This is a genomic window from Arthrobacter sp. BF1 (genome assembly GCF_056680215.1).
The window spans coordinates 1,996,355-2,020,953 of record NZ_CM155271.1 but is presented as its reverse complement, the minus strand read 5'-3'; the positions used below and the strand labels follow the sequence as shown (position 1 = coordinate 2,020,953).

Below are 24,599 nucleotides of genomic sequence, written 5' to 3'. Positions count from 1 at the left end.
GGCGTGATTGCAGGCGCAGGCGGATGCGTCAGACTGGAAGTCATCGAAAAATGAAAGCGGGACCCCCTTGATCCACCTCCAGCAGGACTCCGAAGGCTTCATCCGCATGAAGAGGCACTTTCCAGCCAGCACTCCCGTGACCATCACCTTCAGCGATGGCTCACAGGAAGAATTCAAGGGCAGCAGGCTCAACGCGATCTACGATGAGGCTTTGGCGGTGTACCGGGCGCAGAACCAGCTTGATGCCAAGGGCTTTTCGCGGGGACCGAAGAAAAAAGTGCAGGCCGGAATCGAGTTCGTTGCTGTCCGCCCCGGGATGGGGCAATAACGCCGGCTGGCAGCCCGCTTCAAGGTGCCGGCGTGACCACCATCGCCGAACCTCCGCCACGACGGGCAGGTTCCGCTGCAGCTTCCATGCGTCCGTGCCGGTCGAACTCGATGGCCGTGGCGGCGCCGATCTCAGCTGCTGAGCTGAACGCGTCGCCGGCCGGCACCAACTTGTGCCCGTACGGCGTGAGACCGCTTCCATAGGCACTGATGAACCCCGGCTCGGCTGTGACATTGACGGTGTTCCGCTGCGCGGCGCGCGGAGCCGCGATTGCCTCGGACACGGTCATGCCCAGGTCCACACGGTTGAGAATCGTCTGCAGGACGGTGGTGATGATGGTGGATCCGCCGGGTGAGCCGAGTGCGAGGAACGGCTTTTCATCCTTGAGGATGATGGTGGGCGACATCGAGGACCGAGGGCGTTTGCCGGGTTCCACCCGGTTCGGGTCTTCCGGGTTCGTGGAGTCGTAGGAGAAGTCCGTCAGCTCGTTGTTCAGCAGGAACCCGCGGCCGGGAACCACGATGCCGGAACCGCCGGTCTGCTCGATGGTGAGGGTGTAATCCACCACGTTGCCCCACTTGTCTGCGACCGTCATGTTAGTGGTGGAGACATTCTCGGTGTCCGTCTCGTGGGCAGCAGCCGCGGGCGTAACCGGGCAGACGCCGTCGTAGGCTGACACGTCCCCTGCTGCAACCGGCTTGGTAGCCGCCGTTGCGGGGTTGATGCTGCAGGACCGCTCCTTGCCGAACAGCGGATCGGTGAGGGCATCGGCGGGGACGTCAACAAACGCCGGATCCCCGACGTACTTGCCGCGGTCCGCAAAGGCCAGCGCGGTGGCCTCAAGGTAGTGATGCAGCGCCGCCGGCGTCGACATTTCGCCCAGGTTGAACGGTTCCAGGATGTTCAGCGCCTCACCCACGGTGGTGCCGCCGCTGCTGGAAGGCGCCATGCCGTACACGTCGTAGCCACGGTACTCAACATGCGTCGGGTCCTGGTCCAGCGTCGTGTAGGCGGCGAGATCCGCCGTCGTCAGGTAACCGGGAAAGGCCGGGATGCTGGTCGCCGGAGCGGTGGCAGGCGGTACCCAGGCCGGGTCCTTCGGCGGAGCCTGCACCGCGGCCGCCATCTCTTCGGCCAGTGGGCCGGCGTAGAAGGCGTCAGTCCCCTTCTTCGCGATGAGGCGGTACGTGGCGGCGAGGTCGGGGTTGCGGAAAATGCTTCCGACGGCGGGAGCGTCGCCGCCGGGCAGGAAAAGGCTGCTCGTGGGAGTGAATGCCGAGAACCGGACCTTGTTGTCAAGGGTCTGCTGGCGGAACGTGTCATCGACGACGAAGCCGTCCTGGGCCACGTCGATGGCAGGTTGCAGGGCGTCGCCAAGCTTGAGGGTGCCCCACCGCTTCAAGGCCCTTTCCCACGTGGCGAGCGAGCCGGGGACGCCGACGGAAACGCCGCTGGAGACAAGCTCGGCGAAGGGGTAGGGCTTCTGCGTGGCGGCATTGATAAATGCGTCGGCGGGCATGGTCTCCGGGGCCGTCTCACGGCCGTCGATGGTCTGGACCTCGCCGGACTTGGCATCGTAGAAAACAAAGTAGCCGCCACCGCCAATCCCGGCGCTGTACGGCTCGGTCACGCCCAGGGTAGCGGCCGCGGCCACTGCAGCATCCGCTGCGTTGCCGCCGTGGCGAAGAACCTCGATGGCGGCTGCGGACGCGTCCAGGTCAACGGTGCTCACAGCTCCGCCGTACCCGGTGGCAATCGAAGTTTTCCTGGCCTGCCGGTCGTCGCCCGCGAAGGCCGGGGGGCCAACGGCGCCAGCCGTCACGCTCAAAGCCAGAACTGCCGTGACGGCAGCCACTTGACGTCGCAAAGTAGGCATGATGACCCCTTGTCAGAGTTTTTTGCGAAGTGTGGTTTGCGTCACATTACTCCCCCTGAATGCCACTCTCAAGGCTAAATCAAAGCGGCGCCACAACTGCGTCAGAGGGATGTTTCGGTGGCCGCGGTAGCGGTGTCGGCCGGCGAGCGCCGCCGGCGGCTTGCCAGCAGGAACGGCACCGCGAACAGCTCGATCACGCCGCTCATGGCCAGCGACAACGGGTAGCCGTACACGTCGGCCGCCCGGCCCATCAGCGGCTGCACCACGATTCCGCCGCTGGATCCCATCAGGGAATCGAAGCTCAGTACTGTTGCCCTCTGCTTGGAGGAGATCATGTCGTTGAGGTAGGCCTGCCGTACAGGGGTGGCCGCTGCGGTGACCAGCGCCCACAGTGTCAGCAGCAGCAATGCCACCCAAAACAGCCGGGTGAACCCCAAGGCCATCAGGATGAGCCCGCCCAGGGCGCTGGTCGCCACCAGGACACTGGTCCGCTTGCGGACCAGTCGCCTAAGCGTCGGCGCCAGCCAGCCGCCCACCACCTGGGCACCGGCAACAATGGCTGCCGCGAGGCCCGCAATGGAGTAAGCCCGGGGGTCCCCGAAGAGTTCAAGGAGGAAGGGCTGCAGCGCGTAGAAGACGTAAATGCCGACGCCGGCGCTGAAAGGTGCAGCAAGCATGATGTACCGGACGGGCGGGTTCTTGAGCCCGCCGTCGATGGATGCGGTCAGCACTGCCCTGGTTGCCTGCAGCGGATGCGGGGAGCGTTCCGGTGTGAACCCAACATCATGCATCAGCAGAAACGCCACGGCGAACATCGCCAGGAGCACCCCGACGCGCATCAGGAACGGCACGCCCAGGTTGGTTACCTGGGCAATCACGCCGCCGGCGGCGGAGCCCACCAGCATGGCGATGCCTGACACCATCTGTCCCCGCCCCAGGACGGTCTCCAGGTCGCCCTCGTAAGCCGAGAAATGCAGGGCGTCCACGAGCCAGGCTTCAACCGCCCCTGAAAAGAACGTAAAGCCCAGGCCCAGCAGCACCGACACCACCGCCCACGCCCAAAACGGAGCGGAGAGCTGCCACAGGAGATAGTAAAGGTACGTGGCTGCCGCCAGTGTCACCGTGCCAAGGAGGAACGAGGCCCTGCGCCCCCAGCCGTCGGCAACCACACCCGTGGGTACTTCAAACAGCACCATGCCGGCGGTGAAGAACGCGTTGGCCGTGAAGGCTTCAAGGTTGGTGAGCCCGGCGTCCAGCAGGAACAGCGTATTGATCCCCCAGATGAACGAGGCCGCCAAGGTGTTGCCCAACGTCAGGGTGAGGTACATGCGCTGGATCTTGCGGGCGGCGGGGTTCATGATCTGCCCTGGTCAGCTGCTGGGCACTGGCTCATGCCTGAGGTAGCGGCGGCGGAAGCGGCCCGTGCCGGCAGTCAGCGCCCGCAACTCGACGGCGTAGCGCAGGAGTTCCTGATCCGGCACGTCGGCGCTGATTTCGGTCAGTTCACCCTCGGCGGACGCTGTGCCGGTGAGGCGGCCGCGGCGTCCGGAGAGGTCGCTCATGACCGCACCCACATGCTCGTCCGACACGGTGATGCTGACCGAGGAGACAGGCTCGAGCAGCTGGATGCGCCCCGCGGCTGCCGCCTCCCGCAGCGCCAGGGCACCGGCAGCCTGGAAGGCGGCATCGGACGAGTCAACGCTGTGGGCCTTGCCGCCCAGCAGGGTCACGCGCAGGTCCACCACGGGGAAACCGGCGGCCAGCCCCTTCTGCATCTGGGCCCGCACGCCCTTCTCCACGGAGGAGATATACGTTCCGGGGATCACCCCGCCCACCGTCTTGTCCACAAATTCAAACCCGCCGCCCCGGGCAAGCGGTTCCACGTTGATATCGCAGACCGCATATTGCCCGTGGCCGCCGGACTGTTTGACGTGCCGGCCGTGGCCCGCTGCCGGGGCGGCGAAAGTTTCCCGCAGGGGCGTCACCACGTCCTGGGTATGAAGTTTCACGCCCTGGTCCCGCAGCCTGTCCAGCACCACGTCGGCATGCGCCTCGCCCATGCACCAAAGGATCAGCTGGTGCGTTTCCGCATTCCGTTCCACCCGCAGCGTCGGATCACCCGCGGCGACCTTGGCCAGGCTCCGGGAGAGGGCATCCTCGTCACTCCGCGAGTCAGCCTCGATGGCCACCGGCATGAGCGGCTCCGGCATCTCCCACGTGGACAGCAGCACGGGCTGGTCCCTGGTTGAGATGGTGTCGCCGGTCTCGGCACTTCCCAGCTTGGCCACGGCACAAATATCGCCGGCAACGCATTGTGCCACCGGCCGGAGATTGGCACCCAGCGGTGAATACAGGTGGGTGACGCGCTCGTCGGTGTCATGATCCTGGTGGCCTCGGTCCGCCAGTCCGTGGCCGGCCACATGAACCGGGGTGTCCTCCCGCAGCGTGCCCGAAAAAACCCGGACCAGGCAAACGCGGCCTAGGAAGGGATCCACCGTGGTGCGGACAACCTCCGCGGCCAGTGGCCCGCCGGGATCACAGGAAAGGCCTCCCGCCGGAGCGCCGGCCAAGTCAGTCACCTCCGGCAGCTCCCGCTCCAGGGGTGAGGGGAAGGCCCTCGCCAGGACTTCCATCAGCTCGGAAGCCCCCAGCCCGGTCACCGCCGAGGTGGGCAGCACGGGGAAAAACGAACCGCGGGCGACGGCGGTTTCCAGGTCCGTGACCAGAACGTCAGTATCGATGTCCTCGCCACCGAGGTAGCGGTCCATCAGGGTCTCGTCCTCGCTTTCGGCGATGATCCCTTCGATGAGCTGGCCCCGTGCCGCCTCGGAGCCGGCGAGCTCGCCGGCGACGGCGTCCCGCGCCTTCCCGCCGGGCTCTCCTTCGGAGTACTCGGACACGGTCCCCTGCAGCAGTCCGAGCAGGCCCGTTATCTCGCCGCCGGTCCGGACCGGTACGTACAGCGGCACCACCGCATCGCCGAACGCCTGCTGGCAGGCGGCTAGGACGCCGTCGTAATCCGCCCGGGGGTGGTCAACCCTGGTGATGGTTACAGCACGCGGCATCCCCACCCGTTCGCATTCGCCCCACAGCCCTGTGGTGGTGGCATCAATACCGTCCACGGCTGAGACCACAAACAGGGCCGCATCCGCAGCGCGCAGGCCTGCCCGCAGCTCGCCGATGAAGTCCGGGTAGCCGGGAGTGTCCAGCACATTCACTTTGATGCCGTTGATCAGCAGCGGCACCACGGCCAGCCCCACCGAACGCTGCTGCCGGACGGCCGAGGAGTCCGAGTCGCTGACGGTGGTGCCCTCGGCGATGGACCCCTTCCGCGAAATCATGCCCTGGGCGGCCAGCAGCGACTCGATGAGCATGGTTTTCCCGGCGCCCGAATGCCCGATGAGTGCCACGTTCCGCACCTGGGCCGGCCCGTCCGCCTCGATGCCTGCGGCCGCGTCACCCCGCCGCGCCTCAGGCCCGCCCCGGCCCGGCGTCCGTGCTGCGTCCTTTGCGCCCTTCACTGACATGGGAACCTCCTGGCGTCTTGCCGTGCACCGGGCCGAATCGTGTCCTTTGATTCGACACCTTTGCGCACCGAACGGCAATAGGTTCCCCCGCGGGGAGGGTCCCGCGCCGGAGGATAATGGCACTGAACACCGGCCTGAGGAGGTCCGCATGCAAGCGCCGCCCCGCATCACCGTGGAGGTTCCCGTCATCGCGGTCGGTTCCGGCCCGGCTGACTACGAGTCACTGGGCAACTTCGTCGAGGCGCTCCGCAGGCCGCAGGGACTGCACCTGACCCTGCTGCATGTAGGCATCCTCGACGACTTCGGCCAGGACGTTGAGGACTGGACCAAGGGCATCACCCCTGCCGGAGATGCGATCCGGGCGACCGTGCGCTGGCTGCATTCCCTGCCTGAACTGGAAGGCTTCGGCGGAACCTCGGACCGGCTGATCGTGCTGGGCGGCGGCCGGATTTCCGGACTCGAAGTGCAGGTGCCACAGCACGTGCACGACTACCAGGTTTCCCTGGTGGAGGGCCTACGAACCCTTTTGGACGGACTCCTGGTGGACAATGTGGACGACTTCATCCTCGGCTCACGGGCCCTCGGCTTCAGGTATCCGCACTGGGTGCCCCATGTCGCCGTTGGCCGGCCGCCGCTGCGGGAACGCGGGCCGTGGAACATTCCGCCGGTCGCCGTGGCCTGCGGGCCGTCCCGCATCAGGAACGGCCAGTTCCTGCCCGCCGCCGATGAGCAACCGGCCGCCGATGGGCACACAGCTAATTAGGTCACACGACTGGGCCTTTTTGATCGTGTTCCGCAGCGTTACCGTGGGCAAAGGGAGCCGCCCGTCCGGGCAGCCTGAACACGGAGGATTCCATGACAACGCACGTCGCAGACTGCAGTGTTGCCAACTGTTCTTTCAACGACCACTCCCACTGCAACGCCGCCGCGATTACGGTGGGCGGGGCTGAAGACCACGCGTCCTGCGCCACTTTCATCGATACCGGCGTACACGGCGGCCTGCCGAAGGTTCTGGCCGACGTCGGAGCTTGCCAGCGCGGCGAGTGCGTCCACAACGACCACCTGATGTGCAAGGCACCGGAAGTCCATGTGGGCCCCGGCCGTGACAATGCGGATTGCCTCACCTACGCGCACACGTAGACCGCGCACATGTAGACCGCGCACATGTAGACGCCGTCACTGACGAAGGTCGAGGGCGGCGAGGAGCCGGGTCATCGAGCCGCCCAGGTTCCATTCACCGGCAAGGCGCTCCAGTTCCGTCCGCGGTTCCCCGACGACGGGCTGCAGTTGCGCGCCCGCCTGCTCCAGCGACGGCAGCGCAAGATCACGCACCACGTTCACCACAGTCGGCGCGACTTTGAGGTAGTCGCTCGCTTTGCCAAGCTTGGACCGCACGGAGGCGGACAGCCCGCTTCCCGGGTCCGCCGCCGCCGCAAGCAGCACGTCCAGCGTGCCGTATTCGCCAAGCAGGGCCGCTGCCGTCTTCTCCCCTATGCCGGCAACACCCGGCAGCCCGTCCGAGGCGTCCCCGCGGAGGGTCGCATAGTCGGCATACTGTTTGGGCAGCACCCGGTATTTGCCGACCACAACGGCGTCGGTCAGGACTTCGAGGTTCCGCATGCCGCGCGCGGTGTAGATGACCCGCACCTGGCGGTCGTCGTCGACGAGCTGGAAGAGATCGCGGTCGCCCGTCACCACGTCGACGGGAAGGTCAGCCCCGCTGGCGTAGGTACCCACAACGTCGTCGGCCTCGTGGTCCGCGGCCCCGACCACCGCGATGCCGGCGAGCTCCAGGACCCGGCGGATCATGGGAAGCTGTGCCTCGAGCGCGTCCGGGACCACTTCAAGGTCAGGGGCGTTGGCCACCACCTCTGCGACCCTGTGGGACTTGTAGGTCGGGATGAGGTCCACGCGCCACTGCGGACGCCAGTCATCGTCCCAGCACGCCACCAGATGCGTTGCCCGGTAATCGGTGGTGAGCCGCGCGATCATGTCCAGGAGGCCGCGGACCGCGTTGACCGGCGTGCCGTCAGGGCGGCGGATCGTGTCGGGCAGGCCGTAGAAGGCGCGGAAGTACAGGGACGCGGTGTCAAGCAGCATCAGGCGTTCGGACATACCTGATCCTGACACGGACGCGGTTCCCTGAGACAGAGGCCCGCCACACCGCCGCGCTTGTTTGCGGAGTTGGCGGCATCGGGCAGAATGTGCTTCATGGGGCGATGGAGCGAGGAGCAAGTGATCAGCGCCGCGCCCGACCCCTCTTCGTTTGCGGCCGCCCGAAAGCTGGCACGGCCAGGCCCTTGGTCCGAGACCGGCAGCAACGATGCCCTGGTCTGGGGCAAGTGCCAGGGCAGTGGCAAGACTCCGTATCAGGTGAGCGTGGACGTTGCCGCCCCGGCGTACCGGTGTTCATGCCCCAGCCGCAAGTTCCCGTGCAAGCACGCCCTGGCCCTGCTCCTGATGTGGGCACGGGAAGAAATGGCCGACGGCGGTGCGGAGACTGCCGCCTTCGCCGCGGAGTGGGCAAGCCAGCGGGCTGATCGGGCCGCCACCAAGGAGCGGCGTCAGGCAGAACAGCCGGCGGATCCGGCCGCACAGGCCAAACGGCTGGCGGACAGGCTCTCAGTGATGGACGCCGGGATGGCCGACTTCGCCCGCTGGCTCACCGATTTGGTGCGGACCGGCCTGGCCGCCGCCCATAACCAGCCATATTCCTGGTGGGACGGAGTAGCGGGGCGCCTGGTTGACGCCCAACTGCCGGGCCTGGCGGAACAGGTGCGGTCCATGGGATCGGACGTCCACGCCCGCGCCGACTGGGCCGACCACTTGCTCTTTCGTACCGGCCGGTGGTGGGCGATCAGCAAAGCCTGGGGCAAACGGGAAGAGCTGACCACCGAAGAGCTGGCGGACCTGCGGGTGGCCCTGGGCTGGCCGACGCCGTCCGCCGACGTCCAGGCCACGGAAGCCATTCCCGGACCGTGGCTGGTGCTCGGCGCCCATCGTGGTGACGACGGACGGCTTCAGCAGCAGCGCACGTGGCTTCGCGGCCCTGATGGCACCGTGGTGGTGGTGCTTGACTTTGCGGCGCAGGGCGAAGCGCTCGCCACACCGCAGCTGGCCGGCGCCGTGCTGGACGTGGCACTGGCCCGCTATCCCGGCACCGCACCGCGGCGGGCGATGTTCACCCGTTCGATCACCCCGCGCGGACTGGCCAACACCTTAGGTGAGGGCTGCAGCATCGCGGACGTGCTGGAAACGGAAGCGGCCGCCGTCGCGCTTTCCCCATGGCGTGAGCGCCACCCATCATTGTTCGCCGGCGTCCGCGTCTGCCCGGGCACACCGGGATCCCTGCAGGACAGTGCCGGCCACTCCCTCCCCCTGCTTGATGCGCCCCTGGATTCCCTGCTGGCACTCACCGGCGGCCATCCGGTCGAGGTGTTCGGCGAACTGGAGGACGGGCGCGTCCGGCCCCTGTCCGTCGTCGTCAACGGAACGGTGCTGACGCCATGACCTGGGTGGCGGATCTTCGCAGTGCAGCACTCATCGGCACGGGACGGCATCCCGTGCCGGCGCCGATGCCCGGGCTGGGGTTCCGCCCTCCGGACGACGTGGCACCCGAGGAGCTGTTGCTTGACCAGGCAGCCTTGGCCGATGTCATCACCCGCGCGGCCCGCCGCCCGGGCACGGCGGAAGCCGGCAGGATTGCTGATCCGGCGCCGGCGGATGATGCACCACAGGCCACGGGTGAAGCAGCACGCCTCCTGGACCTGCTGCTGAGCCAGCCGCCCGTTGGCCAGGAGCTGCGGACGCGGCTTGTCATTGACTGGCTGCAGTTCGCGGCCCATGCCGGGCTCTGCGTTCCGCACCGTTCGCTCCCCGCAGTGCTTGCCCTGGCCGAGGCACGGCCGGCGGTGGCAGCGCAGCTGTTTCCGGCCGCCGGCGTCCGGGGCCGCTGGCTCCTGGACATCGGGTCCACGGCCCCCGGCTCGGTTTCCGGAACCGCAACCACCGGGGCAGCGCCGAAAGCAGCCGACGCTGCAGCGGAACGTGAACGGCTCCGGCGCAGCGACCCGGGTGCTGCGCGGGACCGGCTGCGCGAAGAGTGGGATGGACTCAGCGCCCGGGAACGCGCCGCGCGTCTGGGTCTTCTTGCCACTAACCTCAGCCCGGATGACGAGGACCTGCTGGAACCGGCACTGGACGAGAAGGCCAAGATTGTCCGGGACGCCGCCGCCGCGCTGCTTGACCGGCTCCCAACCAGCGCCCGGGCGCAGCGGATGGCCGCCCGGCTTGCGCCCTTGCTCCGCGTCAAAGGGCTGCTGCGCAAGCAGTTCGACATCGACCTGCCGCCGGATCCGGACCCCGCAGCCGTCCGCGACGGGATCGCCCCTACACCCCGCACCGGCGAACCCGACCGGCTGGCACGGCTGGACGTCATCGTCAGGGGCGCCCCGCTGGACGTATGGACGGCCATCAGCGGGCGGAACCCGGCGGCGACATTGGCAATGCTTGACCGTGAACCCCGCGTGGTCGAAGCCATCTTCACGGCCGCGGCCCTGCGCTCCGACCCGGAATGGGCGCGCGCCCTGCTCGATCTTCGTGCCGATGCACGCCTGCTGGGCTGTTTGCCGGCCGCCGAACAGGAGCCCGCACTTCTGCGCCACATCAACGGCGGCACGCTGCAGCCCATGGCCCTGGCCGCGCTGCTGCGTGACATGGTGAGGCCGTGGGGACTGCCACTGGGCAACGCCGTTCTGGAACTGCTCGCGGCCAAGGACGGCGGCTACCTGGCGGAGATGGTGTCCGGGTTCCTGCCGCTGGCGCTGCCGCCCGCCGCGGCAGAGCACTGCCACCGCCTGCTGCAACGTTCGGACGACGACGCCAGCCGGCGCCGCGTGTTCCGGGATGTGGTGCAATACCAATCATTCCGACAATCCCTGACGGAGGCCTTCCAATGACCGATGCCCAGACCACCGCCCCGGACATTCTGCGCGCCCATGCGGAAACCGCTTACGCCGATGAGCTGCTGGCCCTGGCTGCCGCCGACGACAGGCCCCGGCCGCCCAGCTGGCAGCTTTCCCCGTGGGCAGTAGCCACGTACATCCTCGGCGGCACCCTCTCCGACGGCACCGTGGTCACCCCGAAGTATTTAGGCTCGGCCCGGCTGGTTGAAATCGCCGTGGCGTCACTGGCCACCGACCGGGGCCTGCTGCTGCTCGGAGTGCCGGGCACCGCAAAAACCTGGCTCGGCGAACACCTGGCCGCGGCCATCTCCGGCACGTCCACCTTGGTGGTGCAGGGCACCGCCGGCACACCGGAGGAGGCGCTGAGGTACGGCTGGAACTACGCCCGCTTGCTCGCCGATGGCCCGTCACGGGCGGCGCTGGTGGCCGGTCCGGTGATGCGGGCCATGGAGACCGGCAGCCTGGTCCGGGTCGAGGAGCTCACCCGGATCCCGTCGGATGTGCAGGATTCCCTGATCACGATCATGAGCGAGAAGACACTGCCGATCCCTGAGCTCAATGCTGAAGTGCAGGCGCGCAAGGGATTCAACGTCATCGCCACCGCAAATAACCGCGACAAAGGCGTCAACGACCTGTCCTCGGCATTGCGCCGCCGGTTCAACACCGTGGTCCTGCCGCTGCCCGACAGCCTCGACAAGGAAGTGGAGATCGTCACCACCCGCGTGCGGAGCCTCGGCGCGGCCCTGGACCTTCCGGCGGACCTGGCCGCTCTGTCCGAGATCCGCCGGGTGGTCGCGGTGATGCGGGAACTGCGAGCCGGCCTCACACAGGACCAGCGCACCACCATCAAATCCCCGTCCGCCACACTGTCCACGGCCGAGGCGATCTCGGTAATGACCAATGGCCTGTCACTGGCAGCCCACTTCGGCGACGGCAGCGTCCGTGCCCACGACGTGGCGGCCAGCCTGGTCGGGGCGGTGGTGAAGGACCCGGTTCAGGACCGGGTCATCTGGCAGGAGTACCTGGAGACCGTTGTCCGGAACCGGCCGGAGTGGAAGGACCTTTACCGGGCCTGCCGCGACCTTGAAAGCTCGAACTGATCCATGACGGACGTCCATGTCCTGGGGATCCGGCACCATGGGCCGGGCTCGGCGCGTTCGGTGGCCGAGGCCCTGGCCACCATCCGGCCGGACCTGGTGCTGGTGGAGGGACCGCCGGAGCTCGACCCGGTCATCCCGCTGGTTGCAGATGCCGGGATGGTCCCGCCGGTGGCGGCGCTGATCTACGCCGCTGACCGGCCCCGCCTGGCAACGTTCTACCCGCTGGCAGACTTTTCCCCGGAGTGGGTGGCGATCAGGTGGGCCCACTCAGCAGGGATACCGGTACGGACCATCGACCTGCCGGCGGCACACAGCTTCGCACTGCACACGGCCCGCGATGAGGCGGGCGACGAGACCGGCAACGAAGCCGGGGATGAGCCCGGCGGCGAGGCCGGGCCCGTTCAGCCATCACCTCCGCAGCAGCCCTATCGGCCCGATGCGATCTCGATGCTGGCCCAGGCCGCCGGGTACAGTGACGCCGAGCGCTGGTGGGAGGACGCCGTCGAGCACCGAACCTCCGATCCCCTCGAACGGTTCGCGGCCATTACGGACGCCATCGGGGAGATCCGCGCCGTGGACGACCGGCCCGCCGGGCACCCCGACGTCGTCGAGAACGCCCGCCGCGAAGCCGCGATGCGGCGGCTCCTTCGGGCCGCCATGCGAGAGGGGCACGCACGGATCGTGGTGGTGTGCGGGGCCTATCACGCCCCCGCCCTGGTCCCGGCGAATTTTCCACCGGCGTCGGCGGACAGCAAGCTCCTGGCCGGATTGCCCAAGACCAAGGTGCAGGTCACGTGGGTGCCGTGGACAGCGGACCGGCTTCGCCTGGAAACCGGTTATGGGGCCGGTGTCACGGCACCCGGCTGGTACCAGCACCTGTTCGCCCACTGGACTGCCCAGGGCCCCGTGGCTGATGTGGCCACCACGTGGCTGGTCCGCGTCGCCCGTACTCTCCGCCAGGAGAACCTCGACGCGTCGCCGGCTTCCGTGGTGGAGGCGAGCCGCCTGGCGGCCGCCCTGGCCTCCGTCCGCGGCCGTCCCAGCCCCGGCCTGGCTGAACTGGACGACGCCGCCCAGTCCGTTCTCTGCGACGGGTCCCCGCTTCCCCTCGCCCTGGTACGCCGCGAACTTACCATCGGGCTCGCGTTGGGAACCGTCCCGGAATCCGCGCCCACCGTTCCCCTCGCCGCCGATTTGGCGGCTACCCAGCGCCGGCTGCGGCTGCAGCCCAAGGCGATGGAAGAGGTCGTGGCAATCGACCTGCGCAAGCCTGCTCAGCTGGCCCGTTCCGTATTGCTGCACCGGCTTGCCCTGCTGGGGGTGGACTGGGGAACGCCTGCTGACACCGGACGCACCACCGGTACGTTCAAGGAGGCCTGGACACTCAGCTGGCAGCCCGAACTCGCCGTTGCGGTGGTTGACGCCGGCCGCTATGGGACCACAATCGCCGCGGCCGCCGCAGCATGCGTGGCCGAACGCGCCCAGGCTTCGGGGAGCTTGGCGGACCTCAGCCAGCTCCTCGAAAGTTGCCTGCTCGCTGACCTTCCGGATGGCATCGGCTCCGTAGTGTCCGTCCTCGCCGAGCGAACCGCAGTGCAGCAGGATGTTGCCCCGCTGCTGGAAACCATCGCCCCGCTGGCCCGGACCTGCCGGTACGGGAATGTGCGCGGGGTGGATGTCACCGGTGTGCACACGATCCTCGACGCGACAGTGGTGCGGGCCTGCGTCGGCCTGCCTGTCGCCTGTGCCGGGCTGGACGATACCGCGGCCGGCGCCATGCGGCACGCCATGGATTCGGCTCACCACGGCTTGTCGCTGCTGCCGGACCTGCCCCTGGACGACTGGCACCAGGCCCTGGCCGCCGTCGCCGGTTCGGACCGGATCCACGGTTCTGTCGCCGGCCGCGCCACCCGCCTTCTGCTGGATGCCGGACTGGTGGAACGGGATGAGGTGGCCGCCCGGCTCAGCCGGCGGCTGTCCATTGCCACGCCGGCACCCGAGGCCGCGGCCTGGCTGGATGGTTTCCTGTCCGGCGACGCGGTGCTGCTGATCCACGACCGGCGCCTCCTGCAGATCGTTGATGACTGGGTGGCGGGCGTCCAGGACGGGATGTTCGACGACGTCCTGCCGTTGCTGCGCAGGACGTTCTCCGCCTTCAGCCGGCCTGAGCGGCGCGAGATCGGCGAACAGCTCAGCCGTGCACCCGGGCCTGAGCAGGGGCCGGACGCCGCCGAGACGGACGTCAGCGGCGCGGGCCCCGCAATCCACACAATGGCTCGGATCCTGGGATGGGAGGCGATCGCATGACCGACATGAATCCTGCGGGCCGCGACAGGCTGAGCCGGTGGCGCCTGGTCCTCGGCGGGCATGAGGCCGATGGCATCATGCGGGACGGCGGCGAAAGCGTTGTCCTCTCGGCCGATGACGCCCGCCGGGACAGCGTGCTGGAGGCGCTCTACGATGCCCCGAACAAGGGCCCGGGAGGCCTCGGGGCGTCCAGTCCGCGGGTTGCCCGGTGGCTCGGCGACATTCGGGGCTACTTCCCGTCCACCGTGGTGCAGGTGATGCAGGCCGACGCCATGGACCGGCTGGGCCTTCGGCAACTGCTGCTCGAACCCGAGATGCTCCGCACCGTACAGCCCGACATCAGCCTGGTGAGCACGCTCATCGGACTGGGCCGGGTGATTCCCGAACATTCACGCGAGACCGCCAGGACGGTGGTCCGGCAGGTGACCAGGGAGCTGGAGGAGAAGTTGCGCGCCAAGACCGTCCAGGCCGTTTCAGGGGCGCTGAACCGGGCCGCCAGGACCCGGCGGCCCCGGCACCGGGACATCGACTGGAACCGCACCATCGCCGCCAACCTCAAGAACTATCAGCCGGAGTACCGCACCGTGGTGCCCGAGCGGCTGGTCGGCTACGCCCGGAGCAGCCGCGAGGTGCAGCGCGAGATCATCCTGTGCATCGACCAGTCCGGTTCAATGGCCGAATCGGTGGTGTATTCCAGCGTTTTCGGGGCGGTCCTCAGTTCACTTCGATCCGTACGCACCCGGCTGGTGGTTTTTGACACCGAAGTGGTTGACCTCACCGAGGACCTCGAAGATCCGGTGGATGTGCTCTTCGGTGTGCAGCTCGGCGGCGGAACGGACATCAACCGGGCGCTCGCCTACTGCCAAGGCCAGATCACCCGGCCCGCCGACACGATCCTGGTGCTGATCAGCGACCTCTACGAGGGCGGGATCGCCGAGGAGATGCTGCGGCGCGCCGCCGCCATCGTCGGATCAGGAGCCACCATGATTGCCCTCCTGGCCCTCAGCGACAGTGGCCACCCCAGCTTCGACTCCAACCACGCCGCCGCGCTCGCGGGCATCGGCGTCCCGGCCTTCGCCTGCACTCCGGACCTGTTTCCGGACCTGATGGCGGCGGCGATCGAACGCAGGGACGTCAGCGAATGGGCCGCCACGAACAACATTGCGACGTCCCACACATCGTGATGTGTCCCGGCTGCTAGGCGCGCTCTGTCACGTCAAACGTTTGGATGGTGCGACGCTCCAACCTCGGGATGATCTGCGAAGCGCCAATACGTTCAATGTGCTCATAGTCGCGGTGCGCGGCAAAGCCGGCTGCGTCCCGGTAGCGTTCCAGGATGACGATCTGCGTCGGGTCCTCCACCCCCTGGAAGAACTCGTAGGACAGGTTCGCTTCTTCCGTGCGGGTAGCAGCGGCCATCTCGCCAAGCAGCCCAAGGACGGTTTCCGTTTCCTCAGGCTTGACCGTGTACCGGACAACTACCTGGAAGTATGACTGTGCCATCTCAGCGTTCCTTGCTCTTGAGTCCTGCGGCCGGGTTGGGACCGGCAGCCACATCATCGTAGCCCGGTGGCGGCATTCCGGCCGGAAGGACGACGGCGAGTGTCAGGTCCTGCACCCGCGGCGGAAATGCAGGGCATCAGGCTTCGGGGCATCGTGCGGACCCCTGTAGAATCCGGGATCATGAGCTCCACGCCAGTCACCTCCACAGCAGGCACCTCCACAGCAACCGTCCGCGCCATCTTCCTCGATGTGGACGGCACCTATGCGGACTACGGGGTTGTCCCGGATGGTCATGTGCGGGCGGTCCGTGCCGCACGGTCGGCCGGACACAAGGTCCTGCTCTGCACCGGACGTCCGGTGTCCATGCTGCCCCAGAGCATTCTGGCCGCCGGCTTTGACGGTTTGGTGGCAAGTGCCGGTGCCTACGCAGAGGTGGACGGTGAAGTCCTGCTGGACCGCAGCTTCCCGGCCGACCTGGCAGCCAGGACGGTGGCTGTGCTCGATGGCCACGAAGCCGTCTACATTCTTGAAGCCCAGGATTCGCTGCACGTTGCCCCGGAGGCCGAGCCGCGGCTCCGCGCCATCATCGAAGAACACTTCCGCCGCGCGCCGGACGGCCGTTCGACAGGCTCCTCGGCCATCCTGGGCTCCGTGCGCGCCACAACAAACCGCGCAGCCACTGCCTTCGCCAAGATCTCGGTATTCGAAGCCCCGGTCTCCATGGAGCGCATTGCCCGGGAAATTGGCGAGGGCATCGCCGTGGTGGCTAATTCGATCGCCAACGAGGGGCGGCACGCGGGCGAGTTGTACCAGCACGGCATCAGCAAGGCCGACGGCGTGGCGGCCGTCATTGCCCGCTTGGGCATCGAACAGGCAAACACCATTGCCGCAGGCGACGGCCAGAACGACCTGGAAATGATCGCGTTTGCGGGTGTGGGCATCGCCATCGAGGGGTCCTCACCGGAACTCCTCGCGCTGGCTGACCGTGTTGCCGCGCCGCCGCACCGCGAAGGACTGGTTGCCGCGTTTACTGACCTGGGCCTCATCTGAGGACAGGACCGCTGCGCCGACCGGCTGCACGCGCGGCGCTGGTCAGGTGAGCGCCGGCTTCCTGCCCGGGATGGCGCCGATCAGCTGGCGCGTGTACTCGTGTGCCGGGTTTCCCAGCACCTCCGCCGTGGTGCCGATCTCCACCAGCTTCCCGGCGCGCATCACCGCGACGCGGTCCGATATCTGCTCCACCACGGCCAGGTCGTGGGACATGAACAGGTAACCCAGTCCGTCCCGCTCCTGCAGGCCGTGAGCAGGTCCAGGATCTGGGCCTGTGGGCACACAGCATCAGGTCCGGCTAAGGCGCCATTCCATACCCAACCCCGCAAGACGCCGTCGGACTGCCGGCACTGGAACCCTGCCGAGCGTGACCTGGTCCGGGACAGGCTGGACACCCGGTTCGTCGGCGACCCCGCGCAGATGACTGCCGCGCAGGCTGCGCACCCTGCCGCGGGTCACCGGCGCCGACGAAATCCTGTTCACCACCAATACCCACAGCCACGCCCACCGCATCCGCTCCCAGGAACTCCTGGCGGCTGCGTGCGGGCCGGGCTGAGATTTTCCACGATTCCCAGCTGATCAGTGCCGACGAAGCGGCCCGGCTTATCGGGGACGGCGTCCAGCTGGTTGACGGGCGCATCACGTGGACGGCGGCTTCCTGGCCCTGCGCGATGCAGGCGCGACCACCACAGGACCCGCTGTGAGACCGGCGGCCGTTTAGGCCGCGGGCGGTTGCGGTGGCTCCACGCGGGACAGGAGGCTGCCGATCATGTGTGGCCTGACCGATGATTTCGCGCCGTGCCGGTCTGTACAACGAATACCAACTCAAGGGAGACTGACGCCATGCGCAACCTGACCTTCGGCATGAACCTGAGCGTCGACGGCTACATCGCCGCGCCCGGCGACGACCTCGGCTGGAGCGCACCGAGCGACGAGCTGTTCCAATGGTGGTCCGACCGGGTGGGGGCAACGGGCCTGGCGCTGTACGGCCGCAAACTGTGGGAGACAATGAGCTCCCACTGGCCGACCGCCGACAAGCAGCCTGGCGCCACACCGGCGCAGATCGAGTTCGCCCGCCGCTGGCGGGACATGCCTAAAGTGGTGTTCTCTTCGACGAGCAGGACGGTCGACTGGAACACCCGTCTGGTCACCGGCGACGCCGTCACCGAGATCAGCCGGCTCAAGGCCGACGACGGCGGCTCCATGGACATCGGCGGTGCCACACTCGCCGCGGCGGCCATGCGGGCCGGACTGATCGATGAGTACGTGATCGTCACCCATCCGGTCTTGGTGGGCGGCGGCACACCGTTCTTCACAGCCCTGGACAACTCGGTGAACCTGGACTTGGTGGAGACGCGGACGTTTCCCGGCGGTGTGGTCCTGACCAGGTACGAGACGAGGCGCTGAGCGCGATTCCTCCGCAGTCAGTGAAGTACCGTAATTCCTCTAGAACAGCGGCCAGGGCACCGCCGACATCTCACCGCTCGGGGCCGGGAACCGACGCGCCAAGCGCAACCGGGCGCAGCGCGCGGCGACCGACGCAATTTCTTCGTCGCTGAGCAGGTCCGCCAGGTTTCGGCCCAGCTCACCGTCCAGTCCGTGGCTGACACGATCGATGCCCTCAAGTTCCTCGGCGGTCAGAGCGTCTCCCAGCCACCCCCACAGCACGGTGCGCAGCTTGTGGTCACGGTGAAAGGTAAGCCCGTGGTCCACGCCGTGCCGGTGTCCGCCCGTCATGGCAAGGATGTGATCGCCTTTGCGGTCGGCGTTGTTCACAACGACGTCGAACACTGCCATGCGTCTGAGCGCCGAAGAGTCCTCGTGAATGAGGGCGACCATCCGCCCATTCTCATCCTGACCCTCGAGGACGTGTTTCCAGCCGATCTCCGGCACGTCGTCCGACGCAACGAGGTCCACCACGTTCTGGTCGGGGTCTGTCTCCTGCCACAGCTGCACCATCCCTTCGCCGAACGGACCATCGCGCAGCCAGGTGCGTGGCACCACGTTCCAGCCGAGGACCTCCGAAACCAGGTAGGAGGCAACCTCCCGGTGGGCAAGGAAGCCGTCGGGAAAATCCCACAGTGGTTTCTCCCCGGCTATCGGCTTATAGACGACTGTCGTGTCCCCGATGCTGCCCAGGAATGTAGCGTTTGAAGCCGTCCTGATGCGCCCAGTGAGCGTCAGCTCCGCCGTCAACAGGTCTGGCGCCGGCATCAGGCCTCGGGAAGAGTGCAGACGTGCCCGTCGGCGTCTACGGGATAACCGCAGAGCGGGCACGCGGGACGCCCAGCGCCCACGATCTCACGGGTTCGCTTGGCGAATGCGCGGGCGGTGCCGACCGGCATCCGCACCAGCAGCATTTCGGGCACGTCAGCGCCGTCCTCATCAAGCGTCTCGTCGTTGTCATCAGCATCGACATCGATGATCGGGTGGGCCTCCAGTACGACCTGGGCCGTGGTTGGGTCCCAACCTAAACTCATGGCGCCGGTGCGAAACTGCTCCTGAACGCCCTCGAGCTGGTCATTGTCAACCAACTCAATGGGAGTACTCGTGGGAACACTGAAGGGGTTGCCCTCGACAGTAAGAAGCTGGTCGAGAATTTCGTCGATCTTTTCCGCGAGCAGAGCCGACTGCTGCTTCTCCAGGGCAATACTCACGATCTGCGTCCCTGCGCGCACCTGCAGGTAGAACGTTCGCGCCCCCGGAAGGCCGATAGTGCCAACGACGACCCGATCAGGCCAGGCAAACTCGTGAATAAGTGTAGGCATGTCAGTATTTTAGGCACATGAGGCTCATGGCGCCTTCTGCCCTGCACCGCCGCCCACCGGCGCATCGCCGGCGTGGATGCCGTTCGACAGCCACGCCAGATCACCCGCGTCGGTGTTGGTAGCGTAGACGCTCGGCCGACTGGCTCCGTACCGCACGATCGATACGGAGGCAGGGCCAACGTTAATGCGTTGGAACAGGTCGAGGTGCATGCCGAACGCGTCGGCGAGGATTGACTTGATGATGTCACCGTGACTCACCGCCACCCATACGGCTCCTGGCCCGTATTCGGCTTCGAAGGCTGCATCGTGGCGTCGAATTGCCGCTACCGCCCGCGCCTGCATCGCGGCCATGGATTCACCACCGGGAAAGACGACGGCGGACGGTTGCGACTGCACAACCTGCCACAAATCCTCGGTTGCGAGATCACTGAGCGTGCGGCCCTGCCACTGGCCGTAATCGCACTCGGTAAGATCGGATTCCAACGGCGCGTACGGAGTGCCAGCCTGGCGATCAAGGATGAGCTGGGCGGTCTGCTGACAACGCTCAAGAGGGCTCGACACCACCCCGACTACGGGCACGGCCGCGAGTCGGTCTCCGGTCAGAGCCGCTTGGTCGCGTCCGACCTGGTCCAGGGTGACGCCGACGGCCCGACCGGCCAGCAGTCCGGTGGCATTGGCTGTGGTGCGGCCGTGCCGCACGAGAATAACTGTCGCCATCCACCCAGCCTAACCACCCGCTCGATGGCGGGGGTACCGTACCGGGTCGTGTCGATCAGGCAGAGAAAGTCGTCCTCCAGCGACAGCAGGACGTCTATCCTGCCCGTTTCCGCTGCAGGCGCGATTTTCTTCGCGTTGTAAACGGGGCCGCCAATCGCGCAACCGGATGCAGGTGCATCGCGACGGAAATCATGAAGGCGGCAGCCTCCCCCGCGGGGGAGTGGCAAAACAGACCACGTCCACGCTGACGCCGTGGTTAACGCAGGACGGCTTGCGGGCCATGGCCGTTGCGGCGCCGTCCACCGCGCCTTCGTGGATATCCTGCCGGGCGAGCGCGTACATCTGCCGACGAAGCAATGAGAGCTCGTCGCCGCAGATCATGTGGATCCTATGGGTGAGTGTCCCGATCATGCGCGTACTTCCTTCAGGTTTGGATGTTGGTTCCGACGCCGGCGGTCAAGAGCTGGCCGACAGCGCCGCCCCCCTGTCATGCGACGCTTTCCAGCAATTCAGCCCGGGACGGCACGCCTTCGAAGTAGCCGCCCTTGAAGAAGAGCAGCGGCTCGGCGCCTTCCCGCGCGCCGAGAGCGTGTACCGCTCCCACCACAATGGTGTGGTCGCCGCCGTCGTACTCCTCGTGAAGCTCGCAGTCCACCCAGGCAAGCGCCTGGTCCAGCACCGGATTGCCCAGCGGCGACGCGGAGTAATCCACGCCAGCAAACTTGTCGGTGCCCGAACGGGCAAACTGGGCGGCCAGGTGCTGGTGCTCTGCCGGCAGGATGTTCACCGTGAAGCGTCCCGCGCTGCGCAACAACGGCCAGGTACTGGAGCTCCGGGCGGGGCTGAAAGTCACCAGTGCCGGGTCCAGCGACAGGGAAGAAAAGGATTGGCAGGTGAACCCGGCCGGACCGTTGTCAGTTGCTGCGGTGATCACTGTCGGCCCGGACGCAAAGTGGCCCAGGACGTGACGCAGACGCTGTGGAGTGAGATCAAAATGTTCCGTCATGTTCTTTCCTTTCAAAGCCGATACGTCCAAGCAACCACCCGCCCGGACCCCTTTCAACCGGGGGTGAAATGCGCCGACGCGTGACGCAACGTGGCTTCACGGTCCGAAGCACGGGGTAACGAAATGGCTCGTCCACAGGGGGCTGACCTGCGCCTTAACCCTTCTTAGGGTCCCAGCATTAAGCGGTGCGTAGACGTGTTGCGGCCTGGTGGAAAGGGCCGGGCGGTCATGACTAGCCTGACCTTGGACGCCAGCCTCCAAACAGAATTTTCGACGACGGGATCCCACCATGAGCACTACAGCACTGGCCGCCAGATACCGGGTCCGCCCGGGCACTGCCAGCCTGCTCCCGTTCGGGTCCCCGCTTGCCCGCCAGGCCACGGAAGGGGAAACGGAACTCCGCCTCCTGGCCGTCCTTCCAGAAGCGCGGCGTTCCGGTATCGGATGGAAACTGCTCGAAGAGTCAGTAACACAATCCATCGAGCGCGGTGCGCGCCGGATGGTGCTGGACACGGGCTTGGAAAATGAGCGGTCCCAGGTGCTCTACCGGCGCTTCGGGTTCGTCCGGCGCCCAGACCGCGAGAAGCCCCGGCCGGCTCCGTTGGTTCAGATTGTCGTCTTCACCCTGGACCTGCCCTGACAAGCGGGGTCTGTCTGCGGGCGGTGTTGGACTTCAGTCGTGCAGCACCACCTGGTAGAGGTTGTGGTCTTGCCATTGTCCCGCAATCCGCAAGTACCGCGGGGCCATGCCAATGTGCTGGAAGCCGGCCTTCTGCAGCACCCGCTGCGAGCCAGCGTTGTGCAGAAGCGTGCTCGCCTCGATGCGGTGCAGCCCAAGCTGATCGCGTGCCACTGCGACGATCCTCTGGACTGCAGCAGATGCTAGCCCGCGGCCTGCATAGTCGTCGTCCACCCAGTACCCCAGCCCCGCGCTCTGGAACGGGCCGCGCACGATGCCGGCCAGGTTGAACCGGCCCACGAGTGTGTCGCCGGCAAACAGGCCGAAGGGACACCCCTCACCGGCTTCATGCGCAGCGATGCGGTTGGCGGTGTCGGCACGCTGCCAGGTCTCGGTGAAATACTCGTCGGGCCGCACTGGCTCCCAGGCGGAGAGGTACACCCGGTTGCGCACATATGCAGCAGCGAGCGCAGGCGCATCGCTCAGGCGCAGTAATCGCATGCTGACGCTCTCGCTGAGTTGGTGCGATTCAATCATCGCTAAACATTAGTCCAACATCGGCCGACTCCCATCAGGCCCGGCCGGTCGATCAGCGAGCGCCAACTGAGACAGGCCCTGTTAGTGCTACCTACAGCAGGGACTCCCTCGCGGCCCTGAACTCCGGTTGACTGGAGCGCAGCCCGGCACGAACCTCTTCCAAGCCGAGAGAAGGATCATCATGACTGACCAACCCAAGCAGCTCGGTGGCGGCCGAAAGATGTTCGGCGACTTCGCACCGAAGCTTGCCGAGCTCACCGACGACGTGCTGTTCGAGGACGTGTGGAACCGGCCGGAACTCTCCGCACGGGACCGCAGCCTCATCACCGTGGCTGTGCTCACCGCCGGCGGGAACACCGACCAGCTGGGATTCCACCTCGGCCGCGCCATCGAGAACGGCGTGACCCAGGAGGAGCTCATCGAAGCCATCACCCACGTCACGCTCTACGCCGGCTGGCCCAAGGGCATGGGGGCGATGGTCGTAGCCAAGCATCACTTCACAGATTCCAAGTAAGGAACTTCATGAATATCGAACCTTCGGTTCCTACCTCGAAAAACCCCGCTGCCCAGTTCGCCGGCGACGTGTGGCTCGACCCGATCGCACTGCCTCACGAGCCCGGCCAGACCATGGTGGTCGCCACCGTCCGGTTCGCTCCCGGCGCCCGCACCGCCTGGCACTCCCACGAGCACGGCCAGTACCTTCGGGTCACCCAGGGCGTCGCACGCTTCGGCGGCCGGGACGGCACCATCATCGAGGTTCACGCCGGCCAGACCCTCTACACCCCGCCAGGCGAGGAGCACTGGCACGCTGCCGCCCCCGGTTGCTTCATGGAACATATAGCCATGCTCCAGAACGGTGAGGACCCCGCCAAGACCACCACCTGGCGTGAGCACATCACCGACGACGACTACAACGGCACCGCCCGGAACTAGCCCGGCCTGCCGTCGTCGTCCCGATCGGCACATTGGCTGCCGCTCGTAACCCAAGCAGCGGATAGCTTTCAACCAATGAAAATCCGTCTCCTTTCAGCGGGGAATATCGGGGAAACTTCTTCATGACCCCCATTTGGGCGAACACGAAAGAAGGAACCGATGTCCCTCAGCGTTGAGGAAATGAACCGGCAGCTGCCGGTGTCCAATGCCTTGCCCGGCGAGGCAGTGCCTTACTACATGGCCTCGGGGGAAGGTGCCCGCTTCGAGATCAACGGCCAGCTGGTCACCGTGATCGCCCGCGCAGCCGACACCGGCGGAATATTCAGCGCCGCGTACATCTCAGGCGGCATGGGGGCGGAGTCACCTTTCGTCAGCCACAAGGTGGAGCACAAGACCCTCTACGTCTTCGACGGAATCCTGCACGTCTGGCTGCCCGGCGAGAGCCGCATCCTCACGCCCGGCGACTCCGTGGTTATCCCGCCGGGAACGCCCCACGCCTACCGCATGGCCAGCCACTACACCCGCTTCCTGAACTGGATGACCCCCGGCGGTGCGGAGGCCTACTACGAGCGCGTGGGCACTCCCATCGACTCCCACGTCCCTCCCGTCCGTGCCGGCCACAAGGCCAGCATCCAGGAACAGGCAGAAGTGGGCGCGGAGTTCGGCATCACCTTCCCGGACGTTGAGCGCGTCACCCCCACGTTCAAGCACGACGCCGGCCTGCCGCCCGCGCAGAGCCCGTACTTCCTCAGTGCCCACGAGGGCGAGCGCCTGGCCAGCTACCAGACGATGTTCACCTACCTCTCCCGGCCGGCGAACACCGGCTCCAATTACTTCGCGGTGCACACCAAGGGAGCCAAGACGCCGTACATCCCGCTGCACTTCCACTCCGAGCACACCGAGAACTTCCTGTGCACCGAGGGCCGGATGTGGCTGTACGCGAACGGCCGCGAGATGCTGCTGACCAAGGGGGACTTTGTGCATGCCCCGGCCGGCACCATCCACTCGTTCGCTTTTGATTCCCACAACACGCAGATGGTGGGGTTCCTGACGCCGTCGGTATTCAACGGGTTCTTTGAGTACTTCAACAAACCCACCGAGGACTACATGTACACCGAGGGCGGCACGCCCTACATGGACATGGAAGGCTTCGGCCGGGCACAGGCGGAGATGGATCTCACCGTGGTGGGTCCTCCCCCGCAGCGGCGTACCGCCCTGGAGATCTTTTAGCTCATCCCTAGGCAACCAGATGGCCCGGACCTCCGAAAGGAAGTCCGGGCCATCGGGCTTATGGACCCCATCGA

Annotated in this window: 26 protein-coding genes; 14 read left to right on the top strand and 12 right to left on the bottom strand. The window is 66.9% G+C overall.

Annotation, left to right across the window (positions count from 1 at the left end; all coding sequences use genetic code 11):
- Positions 1-67: 67 nt before the first annotated feature.
- Positions 68-328 (top strand): hypothetical protein, encoded by a 261-nt coding sequence (locus AC1MCD_RS09475; RefSeq protein WP_498677937.1) that lies wholly within the window; start codon positions 68-70, stop codon positions 326-328.
- A gap of 19 nt (positions 329-347) precedes the next feature.
- Here AC1MCD_RS09475 and AC1MCD_RS09470 read toward each other — a convergent pair whose 3' ends face one another.
- The 3 genes from AC1MCD_RS09470 to AC1MCD_RS09460 form a co-directional block, all read right to left on the bottom strand.
- Positions 348-2,204: a gamma-glutamyltransferase family protein gene (locus AC1MCD_RS09470; RefSeq protein ID WP_498677934.1), complete on the bottom strand. Its 1,857-nt coding sequence runs from the start codon at positions 2,202-2,204 to the stop codon at positions 348-350.
- 101 nt (positions 2,205-2,305) lie between these two features.
- Entirely contained in the window at positions 2,306-3,562 is a 1,257-nt protein-coding gene (locus tag AC1MCD_RS09465; protein WP_498677931.1) for an MFS transporter, read from the bottom strand.
- A gap of 12 nt (positions 3,563-3,574) precedes the next feature.
- Positions 3,575-5,731: an elongation factor G-like protein EF-G2 gene (locus AC1MCD_RS09460; RefSeq protein ID WP_498677930.1), complete on the bottom strand. Its 2,157-nt coding sequence runs from the start codon at positions 5,729-5,731 to the stop codon at positions 3,575-3,577.
- A 148-nt stretch (positions 5,732-5,879) separates the two neighbouring features.
- Between AC1MCD_RS09460 and AC1MCD_RS09455 the strand changes: the two genes are divergently transcribed.
- Positions 5,880-6,494: a hypothetical protein gene (locus AC1MCD_RS09455; RefSeq protein ID WP_498677929.1), complete on the top strand. Its 615-nt coding sequence runs from the start codon at positions 5,880-5,882 to the stop codon at positions 6,492-6,494.
- Between the two features lie 92 nt (positions 6,495-6,586).
- Entirely contained in the window at positions 6,587-6,871 is a 285-nt protein-coding gene (locus tag AC1MCD_RS09450) for a DUF1540 domain-containing protein (RefSeq protein ID WP_498677927.1), read from the top strand.
- 36 nt (positions 6,872-6,907) lie between these two features.
- Here the strand turns inward: AC1MCD_RS09450 and AC1MCD_RS09445 are convergent, their stop codons facing one another.
- Positions 6,908-7,846, bottom strand: a complete 939-nt coding sequence (locus tag AC1MCD_RS09445; RefSeq protein WP_498677926.1) for a 5'-3' exonuclease — start codon at positions 7,844-7,846, stop codon at positions 6,908-6,910.
- Positions 7,847-7,942: 96 nt separating this feature from the next.
- On the opposite strand from AC1MCD_RS09445, the gene AC1MCD_RS09440 reads away from it, so the two are divergent.
- Genes AC1MCD_RS09440 through AC1MCD_RS09420 form a run of 5 tightly spaced genes read left to right on the top strand, consistent with a single transcriptional unit; the run spans position 7,943 to position 15,286 of the window.
- Positions 7,943-9,241 carry an SWIM zinc finger family protein gene (locus AC1MCD_RS09440; protein ID WP_498677924.1) on the top strand — a complete coding sequence of 433 codons (1,299 nt, stop codon included), beginning with the start codon at positions 7,943-7,945 and terminating at the stop codon, positions 9,239-9,241.
- Positions 9,238-10,689: a DUF5691 domain-containing protein gene (locus AC1MCD_RS09435; protein ID WP_498677922.1), complete on the top strand. Its 1,452-nt coding sequence runs from the start codon at positions 9,238-9,240 to the stop codon at positions 10,687-10,689. The genes AC1MCD_RS09440 and AC1MCD_RS09435 overlap by 4 nt, the downstream gene beginning before the upstream one ends.
- A complete protein-coding gene (locus AC1MCD_RS09430; protein ID WP_498677920.1) occupies positions 10,686-11,795 on the top strand; it encodes an ATP-binding protein in 1,110 nt (369 codons plus the stop codon). Before AC1MCD_RS09435 ends, AC1MCD_RS09430 begins: the two co-directional genes overlap by 4 nt.
- Before the next feature lie 3 nt (positions 11,796-11,798).
- Positions 11,799-14,102 carry a DUF5682 family protein gene (locus AC1MCD_RS09425; protein ID WP_498677918.1) on the top strand — a complete coding sequence of 768 codons (2,304 nt, stop codon included), beginning with the start codon at positions 11,799-11,801 and terminating at the stop codon, positions 14,100-14,102.
- Positions 14,099-15,286 (top strand): VWA domain-containing protein, encoded by a 1,188-nt coding sequence (locus AC1MCD_RS09420; protein WP_498677917.1) that lies wholly within the window; start codon positions 14,099-14,101, stop codon positions 15,284-15,286. The genes AC1MCD_RS09425 and AC1MCD_RS09420 overlap by 4 nt, the downstream gene beginning before the upstream one ends.
- A 13-nt stretch (positions 15,287-15,299) precedes the next feature.
- Here the strand turns inward: AC1MCD_RS09420 and AC1MCD_RS09415 are convergent, their stop codons facing one another.
- On the bottom strand, positions 15,300-15,605 hold the full coding sequence (locus AC1MCD_RS09415) for a putative quinol monooxygenase (protein WP_498677915.1): 306 nt from the start codon (positions 15,603-15,605) through the stop codon (positions 15,300-15,302).
- Between the two features lie 180 nt (positions 15,606-15,785).
- Here AC1MCD_RS09415 and AC1MCD_RS09410 point away from each other — a divergent pair, with 180 nt between their 5' ends.
- A complete protein-coding gene (locus AC1MCD_RS09410) occupies positions 15,786-16,655 on the top strand; it encodes an HAD-IIB family hydrolase (protein ID WP_498677914.1) in 870 nt (289 codons plus the stop codon).
- Positions 16,656-16,697: 42 nt separating this feature from the next.
- Here the strand turns inward: AC1MCD_RS09410 and AC1MCD_RS09405 are convergent, their stop codons facing one another.
- Positions 16,698-16,868 (bottom strand): ABC transporter ATP-binding protein, encoded by a 171-nt coding sequence (locus tag AC1MCD_RS09405; RefSeq protein WP_498677911.1) that lies wholly within the window; start codon positions 16,866-16,868, stop codon positions 16,698-16,700.
- A 630-nt stretch (positions 16,869-17,498) separates the two neighbouring features.
- Between AC1MCD_RS09405 and AC1MCD_RS09400 the strand changes: the two genes are divergently transcribed.
- On the top strand, positions 17,499-18,062 hold the full coding sequence (locus tag AC1MCD_RS09400) for a dihydrofolate reductase family protein (protein ID WP_498677910.1): 564 nt from the start codon (positions 17,499-17,501) through the stop codon (positions 18,060-18,062).
- Between the two features lie 39 nt (positions 18,063-18,101).
- Here AC1MCD_RS09400 and AC1MCD_RS09395 read toward each other — a convergent pair whose 3' ends face one another.
- The 5 genes from AC1MCD_RS09395 to AC1MCD_RS09375 all read right to left on the bottom strand — a co-directional run bounded on the left by AC1MCD_RS09395 (position 18,102) and on the right by AC1MCD_RS09375 (position 21,146).
- Positions 18,102-18,869, bottom strand: a complete 768-nt coding sequence (locus AC1MCD_RS09395; RefSeq protein ID WP_498677909.1) for an SCO1664 family protein — start codon at positions 18,867-18,869, stop codon at positions 18,102-18,104.
- Positions 18,869-19,423: a DUF3090 domain-containing protein gene (locus AC1MCD_RS09390; RefSeq protein WP_498677908.1), complete on the bottom strand. Its 555-nt coding sequence runs from the start codon at positions 19,421-19,423 to the stop codon at positions 18,869-18,871. The genes AC1MCD_RS09395 and AC1MCD_RS09390 overlap by 1 nt, the downstream gene beginning before the upstream one ends.
- A gap of 24 nt (positions 19,424-19,447) precedes the next feature.
- A complete protein-coding gene (locus tag AC1MCD_RS09385; protein WP_498677907.1) occupies positions 19,448-20,140 on the bottom strand; it encodes an MSMEG_4193 family putative phosphomutase in 693 nt (230 codons plus the stop codon).
- A gap of 189 nt (positions 20,141-20,329) precedes the next feature.
- Positions 20,330-20,551, bottom strand: a complete 222-nt coding sequence (locus tag AC1MCD_RS09380; RefSeq protein WP_498677905.1) for a hypothetical protein — start codon at positions 20,549-20,551, stop codon at positions 20,330-20,332.
- 76 nt (positions 20,552-20,627) lie between these two features.
- A complete protein-coding gene (locus tag AC1MCD_RS09375; RefSeq protein ID WP_498677903.1) occupies positions 20,628-21,146 on the bottom strand; it encodes a flavin reductase family protein in 519 nt (172 codons plus the stop codon).
- Positions 21,147-21,435: 289 nt separating this feature from the next.
- Between AC1MCD_RS09375 and AC1MCD_RS09370 the strand changes: the two genes are divergently transcribed.
- The gene (locus AC1MCD_RS09370) at positions 21,436-21,786 is read left to right on the top strand and encodes a GNAT family N-acetyltransferase (RefSeq protein WP_498677901.1); all 351 of its coding nucleotides are present in this window, start codon (positions 21,436-21,438) and stop codon (positions 21,784-21,786) included.
- A gap of 33 nt (positions 21,787-21,819) precedes the next feature.
- On the opposite strand, the gene AC1MCD_RS09365 is transcribed toward AC1MCD_RS09370, so the two are convergent.
- The gene (locus AC1MCD_RS09365) at positions 21,820-22,362 is read right to left on the bottom strand and encodes a GNAT family N-acetyltransferase (protein WP_498677899.1); all 543 of its coding nucleotides are present in this window, start codon (positions 22,360-22,362) and stop codon (positions 21,820-21,822) included.
- A 181-nt stretch (positions 22,363-22,543) separates the two neighbouring features.
- On the opposite strand from AC1MCD_RS09365, the gene AC1MCD_RS09360 reads away from it, so the two are divergent.
- The 3 genes from AC1MCD_RS09360 (at position 22,544) to AC1MCD_RS09350 (ending at position 24,525) form a co-directional block, all read left to right on the top strand.
- Positions 22,544-22,876 carry a carboxymuconolactone decarboxylase family protein gene (locus tag AC1MCD_RS09360; protein WP_498677896.1) on the top strand — a complete coding sequence of 111 codons (333 nt, stop codon included), beginning with the start codon at positions 22,544-22,546 and terminating at the stop codon, positions 22,874-22,876.
- Positions 22,877-22,884: 8 nt separating this feature from the next.
- Entirely contained in the window at positions 22,885-23,295 is a 411-nt protein-coding gene (locus tag AC1MCD_RS09355; RefSeq protein ID WP_498677895.1) for a cupin domain-containing protein, read from the top strand.
- Between the two features lie 159 nt (positions 23,296-23,454).
- Positions 23,455-24,525, top strand: coding sequence for a quercetin 2,3-dioxygenase (locus tag AC1MCD_RS09350; RefSeq protein ID WP_498677893.1), 1,071 nt, complete (start codon positions 23,455-23,457; stop codon positions 24,523-24,525).
- Positions 24,526-24,599 lie beyond the last annotated feature (74 nt).

Bases quoted from the DNA above. Each gene is read 5' to 3' on its own strand.
- AC1MCD_RS09470 (WP_498677934.1), bottom strand. From the start codon at position 2,204: ATGCCTACTTTGCGACGTCAAGTGGCTGCCGTCACGGCAGTTCTGGCT.
- AC1MCD_RS09465 (WP_498677931.1), bottom strand. From the start codon at position 3,562: ATGAACCCCGCCGCCCGCAAGATCCAGCGCATGTACCTCACCCTGACG.
- AC1MCD_RS09460 (WP_498677930.1), bottom strand. From the start codon at position 5,731: ATGTCAGTGAAGGGCGCAAAGGACGCAGCACGGACGCCGGGCCGGGGC.
- AC1MCD_RS09455 (WP_498677929.1), top strand. From the start codon at position 5,880: ATGCAAGCGCCGCCCCGCATCACCGTGGAGGTTCCCGTCATCGCGGTC.
- AC1MCD_RS09450 (WP_498677927.1), top strand. From the start codon at position 6,587: ATGACAACGCACGTCGCAGACTGCAGTGTTGCCAACTGTTCTTTCAAC.
- AC1MCD_RS09445 (WP_498677926.1), bottom strand. From the start codon at position 7,846: ATGTCCGAACGCCTGATGCTGCTTGACACCGCGTCCCTGTACTTCCGC.
- AC1MCD_RS09440 (WP_498677924.1), top strand. From the start codon at position 7,943: ATGGGGCGATGGAGCGAGGAGCAAGTGATCAGCGCCGCGCCCGACCCC.
- AC1MCD_RS09435 (WP_498677922.1), top strand. From the start codon at position 9,238: ATGACCTGGGTGGCGGATCTTCGCAGTGCAGCACTCATCGGCACGGGA.
- AC1MCD_RS09430 (WP_498677920.1), top strand. From the start codon at position 10,686: ATGACCGATGCCCAGACCACCGCCCCGGACATTCTGCGCGCCCATGCG.
- AC1MCD_RS09425 (WP_498677918.1), top strand. From the start codon at position 11,799: ATGACGGACGTCCATGTCCTGGGGATCCGGCACCATGGGCCGGGCTCG.
- AC1MCD_RS09420 (WP_498677917.1), top strand. From the start codon at position 14,099: ATGACCGACATGAATCCTGCGGGCCGCGACAGGCTGAGCCGGTGGCGC.
- AC1MCD_RS09415 (WP_498677915.1), bottom strand. From the start codon at position 15,605: ATGGCACAGTCATACTTCCAGGTAGTTGTCCGGTACACGGTCAAGCCT.
- AC1MCD_RS09410 (WP_498677914.1), top strand. From the start codon at position 15,786: ATGAGCTCCACGCCAGTCACCTCCACAGCAGGCACCTCCACAGCAACC.
- AC1MCD_RS09405 (WP_498677911.1), bottom strand. From the start codon at position 16,868: ATGTCCCACGACCTGGCCGTGGTGGAGCAGATATCGGACCGCGTCGCG.
- AC1MCD_RS09400 (WP_498677910.1), top strand. From the start codon at position 17,499: ATGCGCAACCTGACCTTCGGCATGAACCTGAGCGTCGACGGCTACATC.
- AC1MCD_RS09395 (WP_498677909.1), bottom strand. From the start codon at position 18,869: ATGCCGGCGCCAGACCTGTTGACGGCGGAGCTGACGCTCACTGGGCGC.
- AC1MCD_RS09390 (WP_498677908.1), bottom strand. From the start codon at position 19,423: ATGCCTACACTTATTCACGAGTTTGCCTGGCCTGATCGGGTCGTCGTT.
- AC1MCD_RS09385 (WP_498677907.1), bottom strand. From the start codon at position 20,140: ATGGCGACAGTTATTCTCGTGCGGCACGGCCGCACCACAGCCAATGCC.
- AC1MCD_RS09380 (WP_498677905.1), bottom strand. From the start codon at position 20,551: ATGATCGGGACACTCACCCATAGGATCCACATGATCTGCGGCGACGAG.
- AC1MCD_RS09375 (WP_498677903.1), bottom strand. From the start codon at position 21,146: ATGACGGAACATTTTGATCTCACTCCACAGCGTCTGCGTCACGTCCTG.
- AC1MCD_RS09370 (WP_498677901.1), top strand. From the start codon at position 21,436: ATGAGCACTACAGCACTGGCCGCCAGATACCGGGTCCGCCCGGGCACT.
- AC1MCD_RS09365 (WP_498677899.1), bottom strand. From the start codon at position 22,362: ATGATTGAATCGCACCAACTCAGCGAGAGCGTCAGCATGCGATTACTG.
- AC1MCD_RS09360 (WP_498677896.1), top strand. From the start codon at position 22,544: ATGACTGACCAACCCAAGCAGCTCGGTGGCGGCCGAAAGATGTTCGGC.
- AC1MCD_RS09355 (WP_498677895.1), top strand. From the start codon at position 22,885: ATGAATATCGAACCTTCGGTTCCTACCTCGAAAAACCCCGCTGCCCAG.
- AC1MCD_RS09350 (WP_498677893.1), top strand. From the start codon at position 23,455: ATGTCCCTCAGCGTTGAGGAAATGAACCGGCAGCTGCCGGTGTCCAAT.